This is a genomic window from Niameybacter sp., assembly GCF_036655075.1.
Taxonomy (GTDB): Bacteria; Bacillota; Clostridia; order Lachnospirales; family Cellulosilyticaceae; genus Holtiella.
Genome location: NZ_JAVVQU010000019.1, coordinates 39275 through 54753, shown reverse-complemented (window position 1 = coordinate 54753; position 15479 = coordinate 39275). Strand labels below are relative to the sequence as shown.

15 protein-coding genes and 1 riboswitch are annotated in these 15479 nt (G+C 38.0%); all 15 genes read left to right on the top strand.

Going from position 1 to position 15479, the window contains the following annotated elements; translation table 11 throughout:
- Positions 1-138: 138 nt before the first annotated feature.
- The 15 genes from RRY75_RS07085 to RRY75_RS07015 all read left to right on the top strand — a co-directional run bounded on the left by RRY75_RS07085 (position 139) and on the right by RRY75_RS07015 (position 15476).
- Entirely contained in the window at positions 139-573 is a 435-nt protein-coding gene (locus tag RRY75_RS07085) for a hypothetical protein (protein ID WP_332491901.1), read from the top strand.
- A gap of 351 nt (positions 574-924) precedes the next feature.
- Complete coding sequence (locus RRY75_RS07080) at positions 925-2685, top strand: ABC transporter substrate-binding protein (protein WP_332491899.1); 1761 nt, start codon at positions 925-927, stop codon at positions 2683-2685.
- Positions 2686-2847: 162 nt separating this feature from the next.
- Positions 2848-3816, top strand: a complete 969-nt coding sequence (locus tag RRY75_RS07075; RefSeq protein ID WP_332491898.1) for an ABC transporter permease — start codon at positions 2848-2850, stop codon at positions 3814-3816.
- Positions 3817-3828: 12 nt separating this feature from the next.
- On the top strand, positions 3829-4824 hold the full coding sequence (locus RRY75_RS07070; protein ID WP_332491896.1) for an ABC transporter permease: 996 nt from the start codon (positions 3829-3831) through the stop codon (positions 4822-4824).
- Positions 4825-4841: 17 nt separating this feature from the next.
- Positions 4842-5999: an ABC transporter ATP-binding protein gene (locus tag RRY75_RS07065; protein ID WP_334309708.1), complete on the top strand. Its 1158-nt coding sequence runs from the start codon at positions 4842-4844 to the stop codon at positions 5997-5999.
- Positions 6000-6977, top strand: coding sequence for an ABC transporter ATP-binding protein (locus RRY75_RS07060; protein WP_332491892.1), 978 nt, complete (start codon positions 6000-6002; stop codon positions 6975-6977). It abuts the gene before it with no gap.
- 1 nt (position 6978) lies between these two features.
- Positions 6979-7248 carry a hypothetical protein gene (locus tag RRY75_RS07055; RefSeq protein WP_332491890.1) on the top strand — a complete coding sequence of 90 codons (270 nt, stop codon included), beginning with the start codon at positions 6979-6981 and terminating at the stop codon, positions 7246-7248.
- A 134-nt stretch (positions 7249-7382) separates the two neighbouring features.
- The gene (locus tag RRY75_RS07050) at positions 7383-8270 is read left to right on the top strand and encodes a YitT family protein (protein WP_332491888.1); all 888 of its coding nucleotides are present in this window, start codon (positions 7383-7385) and stop codon (positions 8268-8270) included.
- A gap of 61 nt (positions 8271-8331) precedes the next feature.
- Positions 8332-8433, top strand: a riboswitch (purine riboswitch).
- Between the two features lie 71 nt (positions 8434-8504).
- Complete coding sequence (locus tag RRY75_RS07045) at positions 8505-9035, top strand: nucleoside-triphosphatase (protein ID WP_332491886.1); 531 nt, start codon at positions 8505-8507, stop codon at positions 9033-9035.
- 21 nt (positions 9036-9056) lie between these two features.
- On the top strand, positions 9057-10118 hold the full coding sequence (locus tag RRY75_RS07040; RefSeq protein ID WP_332491884.1) for an ABC transporter substrate-binding protein: 1062 nt from the start codon (positions 9057-9059) through the stop codon (positions 10116-10118).
- The gene (locus RRY75_RS07035; RefSeq protein WP_332716111.1) at positions 10115-11137 is read left to right on the top strand and encodes a FecCD family ABC transporter permease; all 1023 of its coding nucleotides are present in this window, start codon (positions 10115-10117) and stop codon (positions 11135-11137) included. Before RRY75_RS07040 ends, RRY75_RS07035 begins: the two co-directional genes overlap by 4 nt.
- Positions 11138-11153: 16 nt before the next feature.
- On the top strand, positions 11154-11969 hold the full coding sequence (locus RRY75_RS07030) for an FAD binding domain-containing protein (RefSeq protein WP_332716108.1): 816 nt from the start codon (positions 11154-11156) through the stop codon (positions 11967-11969).
- 12 nt (positions 11970-11981) lie between these two features.
- Positions 11982-12440, top strand: coding sequence for a (2Fe-2S)-binding protein (locus RRY75_RS07025; RefSeq protein WP_332491878.1), 459 nt, complete (start codon positions 11982-11984; stop codon positions 12438-12440).
- Positions 12441-12442: 2 nt separating this feature from the next.
- Positions 12443-14758: a xanthine dehydrogenase family protein molybdopterin-binding subunit gene (locus RRY75_RS07020; RefSeq protein WP_332527319.1), complete on the top strand. Its 2316-nt coding sequence runs from the start codon at positions 12443-12445 to the stop codon at positions 14756-14758.
- Positions 14748-15476, top strand: coding sequence for a nucleotidyltransferase family protein (locus RRY75_RS07015; RefSeq protein WP_332491875.1), 729 nt, complete (start codon positions 14748-14750; stop codon positions 15474-15476). The genes RRY75_RS07020 and RRY75_RS07015 overlap by 11 nt, the downstream gene beginning before the upstream one ends.
- The last annotated feature ends 3 nt before the right edge of the window (positions 15477-15479 follow it).

Sequence of the window (15479 nt, the reverse complement as noted above, 5' to 3'; positions counted from 1 at the left end):
TAGTTGGGTCTATTTAACAGATATACTGCTAAAATATAAATGTTTGATGAATAATAGATGAATAAAAGTGAAAATATATAAAAGATACCTTTAAATGAGATACTATAGAGGACACTATAAAATGAAAGAAGTGAGTACATGAAATATGTTGTATCGGCACCTAATCATCAAATCATTTGCTTTGACCATCATGGGCAAGTATTAGAGTATTGTGATGAACAAGAAGCAAAAGACTTAGATGCATATTGCAAAGACCAAGATTACAATTATGATACCCTAACACCTGTAGATGTCGGTCATCTTTATACACTAATAGGGGCTGAAAATGGTACTTGTCACATCTATCAAACGGATCAAGTCATTAAATATATGAAAGAAAATGCAGTAGATACTTCTATAATAGAAGAGGTACGAGAACTTTTTAATAGCAGAGAATTAAATGATGAACAAAATTGTCCAGGCTATTTAAGTGATGTTCTAGCTGAGATGCCACCTATGACGGCAAGCCAACTTTTAGATAAGCCTTATGAGTGTCAAAACATAGATGGTTATGCAACAGAAGGAAACGAGTAAAAGGAGGGTGTATCACTCCTTTTACTCGTTTTTGTTGTCATAAAGGCGGAAATAAATGAATAGAAAAGAGATTTTAAACATACAAATGTACATATAAGAAAATCAATAGAAAGGATAAATTCAAAAATATGATAGATTTTTTGGAACAGGAATCATTCAGTTATGTGCATCTTTATAAATATACATAAAAATGAACATAAAGTTAAAGAATTGCATTGAATAACCTGCAAAAATATGATAAGATGAAGGAGGAATTGTAAATAAAGTCTTGGATAATGATTGTATACAACTTGTAAGTTGCAAAAACTGTCCGAGTTTATTGAATAATTATTACAAAATGGAGGGATTAAAATGAAAAAATTTGCTAGAAAGTTCTTACTTTTATCTGTAGCAACGGGTCTTGTAGCAACTAACCTTGTAGGTTGTAGTCAAGAACAAAAACCAGCTACAGAAGATCAAGCTCAAACTTCAGGGGATACTACAGGTGAAGCTGAAGATACAAAAAAAGAAGAAACATCAAAATCAAAATATACAACAGCTGTTGTTGCATCACTTGAAATGAATGGCGTATTTAGCCCATTCTTTGCAACTACAGGATACGATCTGGATATTTCAAACATGGTGCATGCAGCACTTATTAAATCAGACCGTAATGCACAACCAGAAGCTAACTTAGCAGAGTACGCTATTGAAGAAGTAAAAGGCGATGACGGCACAATTACAGAAACCATTTACACTTTCACAATTAAAGAAGGTGCGGTGTTCAGCGATGGTCAACCTGTAACAGCAGATGATATCATCTTCTCATACAAAGTATTAGCTGACCCTACATATGATGGTCCATCTACATTTGTAACATTACCAGTTGTAGGTCTTGAAGAATACGTAAAAGGTGATGCAACAGAAATCAGTGGTATTGAAAAAGTAGATGAAAGAACTGTAAAAGTTACACTTAAAGGTATTGATCCAGCTGCTATTTGGAAATTAGGTGGCATTGATGTAGCACCTAAACACTACTACGGTGTAGATGATGCAGGTAAAGAATACGTTAAAGGTGATGTAAGTGTAGTTAAATCAAGAAATGCTACTCCAATGGGTGCAGGTGCTTACAAATTTGGAAGCTTTGAAAACAACGTAGTAACACTTAATGCCAATGAAAATTACTTCAAAGGTGCACCGGCTACACCAACAATCAAGTTCCAAGTTACAGCAGAAGCTAACAAACTTGAAGGTTTAAAACTTGGGGAATTTGATATTTCTGACCCATCAGCTTCAAAAGAAATGGTAGCAAATGTAGAAGATGCTGGTCTTGAATACAAATTAGTAGAAAACTTAGGATACGGATACATTGGGTTAAATGCTGAGCGTATTCCAGATGTCAATGTACGTAAAGGCTTAATGCATCTTATGAACCGTCGTCCTGCAGTTGATTCATACTACGGTGAGCTTGCAGATGTTATTGAAAGACCAATGTCAAAAGTATCTTGGGCTTATCCTCAAGACTGTACAGAATACTACGGATTTGACCCAGCTAAAGCGATGGAATACTTCACAGCTGCTGGCTACACACAAGTAGATAAAAACGGAAAACCAAGTCTTGAAAAAGACGGTAAACAACTTCGTATCGAAGTAGGTATTCCAGGTGGCGGTACGATGGACCATCCAACAGCTCCAGTACTTACACAAATGAAAACAGAAATGGAAAAAATCGGTGCTGTACTTGAAATCGCTGATACAGACGGAACGGTATTCTTCGATAGATTGAACCAACATGACTGGGATATGTGGGTAGCAGCATGGGGTGCAACAGCAGATCCAGATATGTACCAAGTTTACCACTCAGAAGGACCATCAAATCATTATGAGATTAAAAATGCTGATTTAGATAAATTTATCATGGATGCACGTGCAACCAATGATATTGAAGCAAGAAAAGAGTGCTACAGCCAAGCACTTGACATCATCATGGATGAAGCAGTTGAAATGCCAGTTTATCAAAGAAAAAATATGTTCGTATTCAACCAAGAAGTTGTAGATATGGAATCACTTCCAAAAGATATGACACCTTACTACACATACTTTGCTGAAGTTGAAACGTTTAGACTTAAATAATTAATAAGGCATGAAACTAATCACCAACTCCCTAGGGGTTGGTGATTAATATCAGCCTATAATAGGAGTTATGTAAAATAGATGCAAAAAATCTATTTATTGTAAGTTGATATTAATCACAAATAACTAAGACTTAAGTATTCTAGAAAAGGAGTGAAGTAGATGAGACAATTTATTGTTCGAAGATTGTTTATCTCAATCTTCATATTATTAGGTGTATCTATGATCATCTATGGTTTACTACGTATGGCGCCTACAGACTATGTAAGTACTATGACACAAGGTAGACCAGATGTTACACAAGAAATGAAAGATCAGTTAGCAGAACTTTACGGCTTAAATAAAGGGATCGTAGAAGGATATATAGATTGGGCTAAGTCAGCAGTAAAAGGGGACTTTGGAAATTCATTTGTATACAGCAAACCAGCTCAAGACGTTATTAAAGATAAAATGTGGATTTCTTTCTGGATGGCACTCCCCTCATTTATTTTACAACTTCTTATAGCCATTCCACTAGGTATTATTTCGGCAACAAAACAATATACAGCAACAGATTATTCCGTTACAACCATTGCATTATTAGGGATTTCACTTCCTAGCTTCTTCTTTGCAGCCATACTTCAAAGAATCTTTGCTATGGAGCTGAAATGGTTCCCACTTCAAGGGATGGTCAATGCACGTGCCGACTATGAAGGATTTGCCCTTATTATGGATATGGCATGGCACTTTGTTCTTCCTATTACAGTATTAACCGTACTGAGTATTGGTGGACTGATGCGTTATAGCCGTACCAATATGTTAGAAGTATTAAATGCAGACTACATACGTACAGCAAGAGCTAAAGGACTTAGCGAACACAAAGTTATTTACAAACATGCATTCCGTAATACACTTATTCCAATTGTAACAATGGTTGGTGGGATGATTCCTGGACTTTTCTCAGGGGCTATGATTACAGAAGGAATCTTCTCTATAGAGGGGCTTGGATATGTTGGACTTAAAGCACTTCGTGCAGGGGATATTCCATTCATGATGGCGTTCACTATGTTTTTAGCAGTACTTACTTTATTTGGAACATTATTATCAGATATTCTCTATGCAGTGGTTGACCCACGCGTAAGACTTAAATAAGGAGTGATGAAAATGGCAGAAACTACAAATTTAGAAACCAACAAAAAAGAAGTTGTAAACCTTGAGAAAATCGTTACTCCTGGTCAACTTGTTATGAAACGTTTCTTACGTAACAAACTTGCTATAGGTGGGGTTATTATTCTTGTAGCTATGTTTTTAGCTTCCTTTTTAGGACCTCTTTTTACAAGCTATGGTGAGTATACTATTTTCTTTATCAAAGATGGGGTAGAATTTAGTTCAGATGACCATAAAGGTATGGATCCAACAGCAGAAGGGGTAAAGGTTTATAACAAAGCAAAACCTTCAAAAACGCACTGGCTTGGAACAGATAAAGATGGTCGTGACGTACTTGTACGTCTTATGTACGGCGGACGTGTATCTCTTTTAATAGGGTTCGTAGTAGTAGGTATACAAATATTCTTTGGTATATTACTAGGTGGTATCGCAGGATACTACGGGGGTAAAATTGATAACTTGATTATGCGTATAGTCGATGTCTTCTATTGTATCCCAACATTACCAATCATGCTCATTATTAGTTCTATTATGATTGCATATGCAGTGCCACAAGAGTATAAAATTTATATCCTTATGCTTGCAATGGGATTCTTGGGATGGACGGGTGTAGCACGTATTGTACGTGGTCAAATCTTAAGCTTGCGTGAGCAAGAGTTTATGGTTGCCACAGAAGCCATTGGACTTCATCCAGCTAAGCGTATTATTAAACACTTAATTCCAAACGTAATGCCACAACTTATTGTTATTGCAACAATGGGTATGGGTAGTATTATTTTGGCAGAAGCAGCTTATAGTTATTTAGGTATAGGGGTACCATTCCCACTTGCTTCATGGGGTAATATGGTTAATACTGTTAATGACCCTGTTATTATGAGAGAATATATGAATATTTGGTTCCCACCTGGATTCTGTATCTTATTAACAGTTTTAGGCTTCAACTTCGTAGGGGATGGCCTGCGTGATGCCTTTGACCCTAAAATGAAAAGGTAGGTGATAACATGACTGGTATGACAGCAGAAATGAAAAAACAAAAGAAATTAGAGCAAAAAGAAGCAAAACTTCGTATGAAACAAATTGCTAAAGAAAATAGCAAGGTCATTAAAAAGTTTGAAAAAGAAAAGAAACGTAAAAACGTGAATCCTTCTGAGTATCAAACAACTATGAAAAATCCAGAAAATATCATTGAGATTGATAATTTACATACCTATTTCTATACAGATATGGGAACTGTAAGATCTGTAAATGGTGTTTCTATTGAGATTCCAAAAGGTAAGACAGTAGCATTAGTAGGAGAGTCTGGTTGTGGTAAATCTGTAACAAGTCTTTCTATGATGAAACTTGTGCAAGGCCCTACTGGTCAAATTGTAGATGGTGAAATTCGCTACAATCGTAAAGATGGCGCTGTTGATATTGTTAAAACACCTATTAGTGAAATGCAACATATTCGTGGTAATGAAATCGCAATGATTTTCCAAGAACCCATGACGAGCTTAAACCCAATCTTTAAGATTGGTTATCAAATTGATGAAACCATTGCACTTCATAGACCTGACATGAGCAAAGAAGATATTAAAAAGCAAACCATTGAAATGCTTAAATTAGTAGGGATTGCCCGTGCAGAAGGTATCTATGATTGCTACCCGCATGAACTTTCAGGTGGTATGCGCCAACGTGTTATGATTGCTATGTCACTTTCATGTGACCCACAGTTTATCATTGCCGATGAGCCTACAACAGCACTTGACGTGACTATTCAAGCACAAATCTTAGACCTACTTCGCGATATTAAAGATAAAATCGATGCAAGTATTTTATTGATTACCCATGACCTTGGTGTGGTGGCAGAGATGGCTGACTATGTTGTCGTTATGTATGCAGGTAAAATTGTAGAACAAGGGACAGCACATGAAGTCTTCTTAAATCCACAACATCCTTATACAATGGGACTTATTAAGAGTAAACCAGCAGTAGGGAAAGTGGTAGAACGTCTGTACTCTATCCCTGGTGCTGTTCCGAACCCTGTACATATGCCTACACATTGTTTCTTCAAAGACCGTTGTGACAAATGTATTAAAGCTTGTGCAGGTGATATCCCAATACTTAAGTTGATTGATGACAACCATAAGGTAGCTTGTCATCTTTATGAAGCAAAGGAGGGGAAATAGATGTCAGAAAATATTTTAGAAGTTAAAGCGTTAAAAAAATATTTCCCTATTAAAGGTGGGGTTATCCAACATGTTGTAGGACACGTTAAAGCAGTGGACGGTATTAGCTTTAATATCAAAAAAGGTTCTACTTTTGGGCTTGTAGGAGAATCAGGATGTGGTAAGACAACAGTAGGGCGTACACTCCTTCGTCTTCAAGAAAACTCAGGTGGAAGTGTTGTGTTTGACGGCAAAGATGTATTTGGTCTTTCCCATAAACAACTTCGCAAAATACGCCCTGAAATGCAACTTATTTTCCAAGACCCCTACAGTTCATTAAGTCCAAGAATGCCTGTAGGTGAAATCATTGGAGAAGGTGTACGTGAACATAACATTGTACCCAAAGAAGAATACAGAGCATATATTATGAATGTTATGGAAAAATGTGGACTTCAACCTCACCATATTGACCGTTACCCACACGAGTTCTCAGGTGGACAAAGACAACGTATTTGTATTGCACGTGCTATTGCACTTAAACCCAAAATGATTGTATGTGATGAGCCAGTATCAGCACTTGACGTATCGATTCAAGCGCAAATCATCAACTTACTTAAAGATCTTCAAGATGAATTTGGTTACAGCTACTTATTCATTTCTCATGACTTAAGTGTTGTAGAGCATATTTCTGATGAAGTTGGGGTTATGTATCTTGGAAGCTTAGTAGAAAAAGCACCAAAAGAAGAACTCTTTGCCAATCCAATGCATCCTTATACAAAAGCACTTTTTAGTGCAATCCCAGTACCTGATCCAACTGTAAAAATGAATCGTATTGTTCTAGAAGGAGATATTCCATCTCCAGCAAATCCTCCATCAGGTTGTAAGTTCCATACAAGATGTAGAGAATGTATGGAAATTTGTAAGACACAAGTTCCAGAGTACAAAGACTATGGCAATGACCACTTTGTAGCATGTCATCTTTTAGAACAGGCAAAATAAGATGAAACATGAAATAAAAGATGATGGAAGAACAATAGCAGATATGAATGTACCAGGCATGCCTTGGTATGCGGGCCAAACCCATCGATCTAAAAAGATGGTGCAAGAAGATAAGAAAAATCCTTTGGAAGATGACGTATTCGTACTTTCAAAAGGAGAAAAGAAGGCCATCTATAAAGGGGTTATGGCAGCAATATTGCCGCTGGTACTTGCTTTTGCTACTGGCTACTTCTTAATCTTTCTTTTTCTTGATTTAGTTTGGTTAAGTTAAAGACTATTCAAAAGATGATTTATCGTTTATAATACAAAAGATTGACAAAAAGAGTCTGTTACTGCAATTCGGTAACAGCTCTTTCTTTTTACACGAAAAAATTTTATTACTGTAAAGTGAAAAAAGGAGTATGTATGAAAGTATTAGGTATTACCAAAAGAGAATTGTTTTTAATTTTAGTAGGATCTACATTACTTGCACTTGCCATTAATTGGTTCTTGTCACCAAGTGGGCTTGTAACGGGGGGCATTTCAGGAACGTCTATCGTTGTTGAAGAAGTCACAAGAAATCTATTTGGCGTAGGTGTACCTCTTTGGGTAACTAACTTAGGACTAAATATCCCTTTGTTTTTAATAAGTATTAGACAAAGAGGCTTTAAGTTTGCACAAAAATCCTTGTACAGTGTGCTTTGGTTATCCTTTGCATTATGGTTTACAGGATTTTTGCCGAATCCATTTGCTGCAAGTGGAGACTTCTTATTGCCAGCGCTTTTTGGAGGTGCACTACTTGGATGTAGTATAGGTTTAGTGATTCGTGCAGGTGCTACAACAGGTGGGACAGATATGTTAGCATCTATTATTAAATTTAAGCATAATAACTTCCCCATTACTAAACTGATGCTTATGATAGATGGGGTCATCATTTTATGTGGGTTCTTTATTTTTGGTCAAGAAAAAGCGATGTATGCCATTATTTCTGTATTTGTAACGAGTAAAGTCATTGCAAGTATTATTGAAGGTGTAGACTATGCAAAAGCAGCTTTTATTATTTCCGACAAGAGCCAACTTATTTCCGCGGAAATCATGCAAAAAATCCCACGTGGAGTAACAGGACTAAAAGCTACGGGAATGTATTCAAAATCGGATAAAGAGGTCCTTTATGTAGTTGTTTCACAAAATGAAATTACGAGATTACGTGAGCTTGTTCAAGGAATTGACCCTAAAGCCTTTATAACCATTACTGATGTAAAAGAAGTACTAGGAGAAGGCTTTATCAAAGATCCAACTGCATTAACAAATTAAGTAATCGTATAGCTTGTCAAAATCAGGTACATTAAGCTATAATGAAAGCGAATAGTTTGAAAGCAGTTAAAACAATTGAAATCGTATATTGTCGGTAATAAGGTCCGAAAGTTTCTACCCACTAACCGTAAATGAGTGGACTACGAGGTGTATTGTGTTTTGCTTTTTAGTAAAACACGAGACTCCTCTTTTTTTGAGGAGTCTTTTTTTGTATATTTTTGTAGGAGGGGAGCTATGCATATCAAAAATATTTTTATAACAGGGGATAAAGGCGTAGGAAAATCTACATTGATAGAAAAGCTCATTGTAGAGAATGATCTAGAGAAACAAATAGGGGGATTTAAAACACTACCTTATTATGATGTACTCGTTAGAAAAGGATTTTATCTACATAGCCTGTTAGAAGTTGCTGGAAATGACCAGCCTATTTCTTGGCAAAAGGATGATGTAAGTTGTGAACCTATTGCGTGCACATTTGAATCATTAGGTGTGGAGCTATTAGAAACTTGCTTACGCTCAGATAAACCCTATGTTTTGATGGATGAGGTAGGTGTCTTGGAACGAGAGGCCTATGTTTTTCAAAACACAGTTATAAAAGTTTTAGCGAGTCATAAGATAGTAATAGGTGTGCTAAAGGATAAGCCGCACTCTTTTTTGCAACATATTAAAGGGCGTAGTGATACAAAGGTGTACACTTTAGAGGGAAGTAATTTTAATCAGATTTTCAAGTCCATTCAAGAAGACTTGAGTAAAGTTGAGGTTTAAAATAATAAATGAGGTGATCGTATGAAAAGGTTTATGTGCTTAGTATTGGGAATGAGTTTATTAGTAGGATGTAGTAGCCAGACACCAAATACAGGACAAGCTGTAACGGAGCAACCACCTGTAGAAACAACTAAACTAGAGGATGCAGCCGAAGAAGGTAGTGTGACCGTTGTAGACCAACTTGGAAGAGAAGTGACTATTGAAGGGGATGTAGAACGTATAGTTTCTTCTTATTACATAGCTTCATCTATGCTTATTGCTCTAGATGCAAAAGATAAGGTAGTAGGTCTTGAAATGAAAGCAGATACAAGAGAAATCTATAAGCAAGCTGCACCAGAATTTTTAGAGCTCCCAGCAGTGGGGTCTGGAAAAACTTTCAACGTGGAAGAAGCCCTAGCACTTAAGCCAGATCTTATTATTTTACCTTATCGTTTAGAATCTTTTATTCCACAAATTGAAGCTTTAGATATACCTGTTATTGCAGTGGAACCAGAAAGTATGGAAAACTTTTTAGAGTGTATTGAACTTGTAGGGTCAGCTATTGGACATGAGGCAGAAGCTGACAAGCTTTTAAATTACTTTAACGGAGTGACAGAAAAAGTAAGCGGCTTAACTAAAGACTTAGAGGTACGTCCCTCAGTATACCTTGCTGGAAGCAGCAATCCACTTGTAACTTGTACAGGCCTTATGTATCAAAATGATTTGATTGAGCTTGCAGGTGGAGAGAATGTAACAAAAGACTTAACAGATCCCTACTGGCAAACGATATCTAATGAAGAATTACTAGGATGGAATCCAGAGTATATGTATGCAGTAAGTTATGCAGATTATGACTTAGCAGCTATTAGTGAAGAATCTAATTATCAAGAAATTCAAGCAGTAAAAGAAGGACGTGTGAAGTATTTCCCATCTTCTCTTGAACCATGGGATTATCCAACACCTTCAGCAGCACTTGGTGTACTTTGGCTTTTAAATGACCTTCATCCAGACCTTTATAGCAAAGAAGCTTATGTAGAAGATGCGAAAGATTTCTATCAAACATTCTATGGCATCGAAGTTTCTAAAGAAGCTTTAGGCCTATGAACCGGGAAGACACCCACAAGCAAGTAAGTTTTCCTATGAAATCCCGACGAATGAAGACAATGCTTCTTTTAACGCTTCTTATAGCCTTAAGTATCCTATGCTTAGGGCTTGGAAGATATCAACTTTCGCCTTTAGAGGTGGCACGAATTTTGATGGGGTTGCCTGCCGAGAAAATGGCACGAACAGTGGTATTTGGGATGCGTATTCCCCGTATACTGTTGGTGCTCTTTTCAGGGTGTGGACTAGCGTTAGCTGGACATGTCTATCAAGTAGTCTTTAGAAATCCATTGGTGTCTCCAGATATACTAGGTGTAGGCGCTGGGTGTTCTTTTGGTGCAGCTTTTGGAATGGTATTTCTAGGCGGAGGACTTTATATAGTAGGAGGAAGTGCTTTTGTATGTGGTGTCTTAGTGGTGAGTTTGACCATTTTATTTGCAAGGAAAGCCACCCACAAGACCCTGAGCCTCGTGCTCTGGGGAATTGTAATGAGTTCTATAGCCTCTTCGGGGCTCATGTTAATGAAATATAGTGCGGATCCCACGAAGCACTTACCAAGTATAGAGTTTTGGTTAATGGGAGGGTTTTATCAGGCAAATTATCAATCTGCCTGGCTTGTTGGAGGATGTGTTTTAATAAGTATATTGATCTTGTACCGTTTAAGATGGAAACTAAAAGTCATGATGCTAGGAGATGCACAGGCAAGGGCACTAGGTGTATCTGTTAAGAAGGTTCGTCTATTGGCACTCACCATGTCTACTTTGATGGTGGCCGTGATTATTTCAGTAGTGGGGCTTGTAAGTTGGATTGGGTTGATTGCCCCCCATCTTGCTAAACTTTATATGAAGCGAGAAGACTTAAGTTGCGCTTCAGTGTCTATGTGTTTTGGTGGATTACTTTTACTCGGTGCAGATACTTGCGCAAGAACACTTTTTCCAGCAGAATTACCGATTAGTATTTTAACCTCCTTTATGGGGGCAATTATGTTAGCAATCATCTTAATACAATCTAGAAAACAGTGACTAGAGGGAGGACTATATGTTTACAATCAATAACTACGTTGTGGCGACATCTTTAGAAGAAGCGTATACCGTGCTTACAAAAAATAAGTCTAACAAAATTCTTGGTGGAACACTTTGGATGCGTATGGGAAGTCAGAACATACATACGGCGATAGACCTTAGCAAGTTAGGTTTAGATACCATTGTAGAGACCAAAGAGGCATTTGAAATTGGGGCTATGTGCACCTTAAGAATGCTTGAGTTACATCCGGGGCTTCAAGCTTACGGGAATGGCATGGTTTCAAACTGTGTCAAAGATATTGTAGGTGTGCAATTTAGGAATGGTGCAACTATTGGAGGAAGCTTATTTAGCCGTTTTGGTTTCTCTGACCCATTGACAGCACTTTTAGCTTTAGATACTTATGTAGAACTTTATAAAGGTGGCACCATTTCTTTAGAAGCATTTATAGAGGGACCTTACGAAAAAGATATTTTAATTAAGATTATTATAAAAAAAGAAATGTCTCTTACAGGTGTGTACTTAACAGAACGTTTAAGCCATACAGATTTTCCAGTTCTTGCAGTGGCAATGACACAAAGCTTGGCGGGATACAAAGTAGCAATAGGGGCAAGACCTAGTAAGGCAGCACTTGCACATGAGACAATGGACTATTTAAATACAATCACTTCAGGACATGAAAGGTCACCTTTATCCAATGAGCAGCTCGAAGTATGTGGTGAAAAAGTTGTAGAAGAGTTAAACTTTGCAACTAACATGAGAGGTAGTCAGCACTACCGTGAGCATTTGGCAAAGGTACTTGTAAAACGTGGACTTAGACAACTTAGGGGATAAGAGGTGGCGAACATGAATATTAAATTATGGATTAATGGTAAGATGGTGCAAGAAGATGTGGCACCAGATATGAACCTATACAACTATTTAAGAAGTAAAGGATATAAAAGTGTCAAATGTGGATGTGATACAAGTAACTGCGGTCTTTGTACCGTATGGGTAGAGGACAAAGCTGTTTTATCTTGTAGTACATTAACTGTACGCATGGATGGCAAAAAGGTTGTAACCCTTGAAGGTATGCAAGAAGAAGCGGAAGCCTTTGGAATGTTTCTTGCAGAAGAAGGTGCAGAACAATGTGGGTTCTGTAGTCCAGGACTTATTATGAATGTCCTTCGTATGAAACGTGAGCTTGAAAGTCCTACAGAAGAGATGATGCGTCACTACTTAGCAGGAAACCTATGTAGATGTACAGGGTATATGGGTCAACTTCGTGCCATCAAAAAATATTTAGACATCAAAGAGGAGGCATAGGCATGGAAAAACATATTGAACAAGTAAGGAATCATGAGACTAAACAAGTCAATCAAGCGGTTGTGAAACTAGATGCAAAGGCACTTGTTACAGGTCAGCCTGTCTATACAGAAGATTTAGCACCAGCAGATTGTTTAGTGGTAAAAGTACTTCGTAGTCCTCATGCTTTTGCAAAAATTACTTCTATTAATAAAGAGATTGCTATGAAGGTACCAGGCATTGCTTGTATTTTAACTTACGAAGATGTGCCACAAAAACGTTTTACAATGGCAGGTCAATCTTATCCTGAGCCAAGTCCATATGATAGATTGATCTTAGACCAATATGTACGCTATGTGGGAGACCCAGTAGCTATCGTGGCAGGAGAAACAGAAAAGGCAGTAGAACGTGCCATCAAACTTATTAAAGTACAATATGAAGTGTTAGAGCCAGTCCTCGAGTTTGAAAAAGCTATGGAGCATCCAAGTTGTATTCATCCAGAAGATAATTATCATGTCAACTTTGACATTGGAAATGATGTAGCACACAATCTTTGTTCAAGTGAGAGCTTTGCCCATGGGGATGTAAATGCAGCATTTGAGGCATCAGATGTAATGGTTGAGCATACTTATCATACAAAGGCTAATAACCAAGCTATGATGGAGACTTTCAAAACTTACAGTTATCTTGACTACAATGGACGTTTAAATGTGGTGACGGCGACACAAATTCCTTTCCACGTCAGACGTATTTTAGCCCATGCACTAGACATACCAAAGAGTAAAATTCGTATTTTAAAACCACGTATTGGTGGAGGTTTTGGGGCGAAGCAAACGGTAGTGAGTGAGCCTTACCCAGCACTTGTAACACTCAAAACAGGACGTCCAGCACGTATGTTCTTTACACGTACAGAAGCATTTATGGCTTCTACAAGTCGCCATGAGATGAAAGTTACAGTCAAAGTAGGTGCCGATAAGGATGGACACATTAAAGGGATTGAGGTATATACCCTTTCTAACACAGGAGCCTATGGCGAGCATGGTCCTACAACAGTAGGGTTATCTGGACATAAGACCTTATCACTTTATAACAAAGCAGAGGCGATTAAGTTTAGTTGTCACGTAGTCTATAGCAACACCATGTCAGCTGGGGCTTTCCGTGGATACGGTGCAACACAAGGAACTTTTGCTGTAGAGTCAGCAATCAATGAGCTGGCAGATAAGTTGAAGATGGACCCTATTGCCCTTCGCAAGCTAAATATGCTAGAAGTGGGGGAAACCCTTCATGGCTATTACGGTGAAGTGCTAAAAAGCTGTGGCTTACCAGAGTGTATTGAAACGGGTAAGAAAATGATAGGATGGGATAAGAAGTATCCATCTTACCAAGTGGCACCAAACAAAGTACGTGGTGTAGGGATGGCAATGACTATGCAAGGTTCAGGAATTTCTAGCATTGACGTTGCAGAAGCACAAATTCGTCTTAATGATGATGGCTACTACACACTACTTATTGGCGCAACAGATATGGGAACAGGGTGTGACACAATCCTTGGACAGATGGCAGCAGAATGCTTAGAGTGCAACCTTGACCGTATTGTAGTAAACGGCGTAGATACAGACCAATCTCCATATGATACAGGGTCTTATGCATCAAGTACAACTTATGTAACAGGGATGAGTGTCATCAAAGCTTGTGAAAACTTAAAAGAGAAGATGCTAGAAGAAGCTAGCAAAATTTTAGAGGTACCTGTAGAAGACTTAATTTTTGAAGGACATCAGATTACAACAGCAGATAGTAAGGCAGTTATAAGCATTGACACCTTAGCACAAAAAGCAGTAGTGGGGTCTCATGAATGCCTTAAAGCCCATGCTTCTCACTCAAGTCAAGTTTCACCACCACCATTTATGGCAGGATTTGCTGAAGTAGAGGTGGATCAAGAGACAGGACATATTGAAGTGGTAGACTATGTAGGTGTAGTGGATTGTGGAACAGTTATTAACACAAGTCTTGCACGTATCCAGGCAGAAGGTGGTATTGCCCAGGGAATAGGTATGGCCCTCTACGAGGATATTACTTACACTGAAACAGGTAAAATGCGCAACAACACATTTATGCAATACAAGATTCCAACACGTTTAGACGTAGGCAATATTCGTGTTGCCTTTGAAAGTAGCTATGAACCAACAGGACCATTTGGCGCTAAATCTATAGGAGAAGTTGTTATCAATACACCATCTCCAGCCATTGCTCATGCGGTGCATAACGCAACAGGTGTATGGGTGAGAACACTCCCTATCACACCAGAAAAAATCTTATTTGGAGAAAAAGATGACAAATAAAAACGCCCTTGTATGTAAATTGATCATTCTAGCGGCTGGAAGAAGTACCAGGTTTGAGGGAAACAAGCTCCTTGAACCTTATGGTACTTCAACTGTACTCGAAAGCTTACTTGAAAAGGTTGTACAAACAATTTTCCAAGATTCCTTGATGTGCCAAGATGCAGGAGATTTGAAAAATTCACAGCTGTATCAAGCGGAAGGGTGTTTACAGGGAGCAACTGCACAAGGTTGCAAGATGGACCTAGGTGAAGTGGTGCTTGTGACAACACAGGAAACTTTGAGTGGAATTTTACTTGACACTTGTAGAATACGGATAGGAAAGTTACCGTTACAAGTTGTGCTTAATCCCATGCCAGAAGAGGGCATCAGCCATTCTATCTTTCTAGGGCTTGAAGCAGCAGGAGAGGCAGATGTATATGGATTTCTAGTTGCAGATCAATTGGCGTTAAGTTCCAAAACAATACAGGAGATGCTCCTTACTTATCCCAAGTGCAAGAAAGGTATTTTGTGCGCAAGACATGGAGAGACTCTTGGCAATCCTGTATTCTTTCATAGAGACTATAAAGAAGCATTGAAACAATTGCAAGGTGATAAAGGTGGCAAGGTAGTTTTGAAACAACATCTAGACGACGTAGCCTACTTTGAAATTAAAGAAGCCTTAGAGCTGCAAGATTTAGATAGTAAGAAAGACTGGACTTATTTTAAAAAGGAGAAATGAATC

Coding starts and splice junctions, on each gene's coding strand:
- RRY75_RS07085 (WP_332491901.1), top strand. CDS start 139: ATGAAATATGTTGTATCGGCACCTAATCATCAAATCATTTGCTTTGAC.
- RRY75_RS07045 (WP_332491886.1), top strand. CDS start 8,505: ATGCATATCAAAAATATTTTTATAACAGGGGATAAAGGCGTAGGAAAA.
- RRY75_RS07060 (WP_332491892.1), top strand. CDS start 6,000: ATGTCAGAAAATATTTTAGAAGTTAAAGCGTTAAAAAAATATTTCCCT.
- RRY75_RS07040 (WP_332491884.1), top strand. CDS start 9,057: ATGAAAAGGTTTATGTGCTTAGTATTGGGAATGAGTTTATTAGTAGGA.
- RRY75_RS07030 (WP_332716108.1), top strand. CDS start 11,154: ATGTTTACAATCAATAACTACGTTGTGGCGACATCTTTAGAAGAAGCG.
- RRY75_RS07080 (WP_332491899.1), top strand. CDS start 925: ATGAAAAAATTTGCTAGAAAGTTCTTACTTTTATCTGTAGCAACGGGT.
- RRY75_RS07075 (WP_332491898.1), top strand. CDS start 2,848: ATGAGACAATTTATTGTTCGAAGATTGTTTATCTCAATCTTCATATTA.
- RRY75_RS07035 (WP_332716111.1), top strand. CDS start 10,115: ATGAACCGGGAAGACACCCACAAGCAAGTAAGTTTTCCTATGAAATCC.
- RRY75_RS07020 (WP_332527319.1), top strand. CDS start 12,443: ATGGAAAAACATATTGAACAAGTAAGGAATCATGAGACTAAACAAGTC.
- RRY75_RS07065 (WP_334309708.1), top strand. CDS start 4,842: ATGACAGCAGAAATGAAAAAACAAAAGAAATTAGAGCAAAAAGAAGCA.
- RRY75_RS07025 (WP_332491878.1), top strand. CDS start 11,982: ATGAATATTAAATTATGGATTAATGGTAAGATGGTGCAAGAAGATGTG.
- RRY75_RS07055 (WP_332491890.1), top strand. CDS start 6,979: ATGAAACATGAAATAAAAGATGATGGAAGAACAATAGCAGATATGAAT.
- RRY75_RS07050 (WP_332491888.1), top strand. CDS start 7,383: ATGAAAGTATTAGGTATTACCAAAAGAGAATTGTTTTTAATTTTAGTA.
- RRY75_RS07015 (WP_332491875.1), top strand. CDS start 14,748: ATGACAAATAAAAACGCCCTTGTATGTAAATTGATCATTCTAGCGGCT.
- RRY75_RS07070 (WP_332491896.1), top strand. CDS start 3,829: ATGGCAGAAACTACAAATTTAGAAACCAACAAAAAAGAAGTTGTAAAC.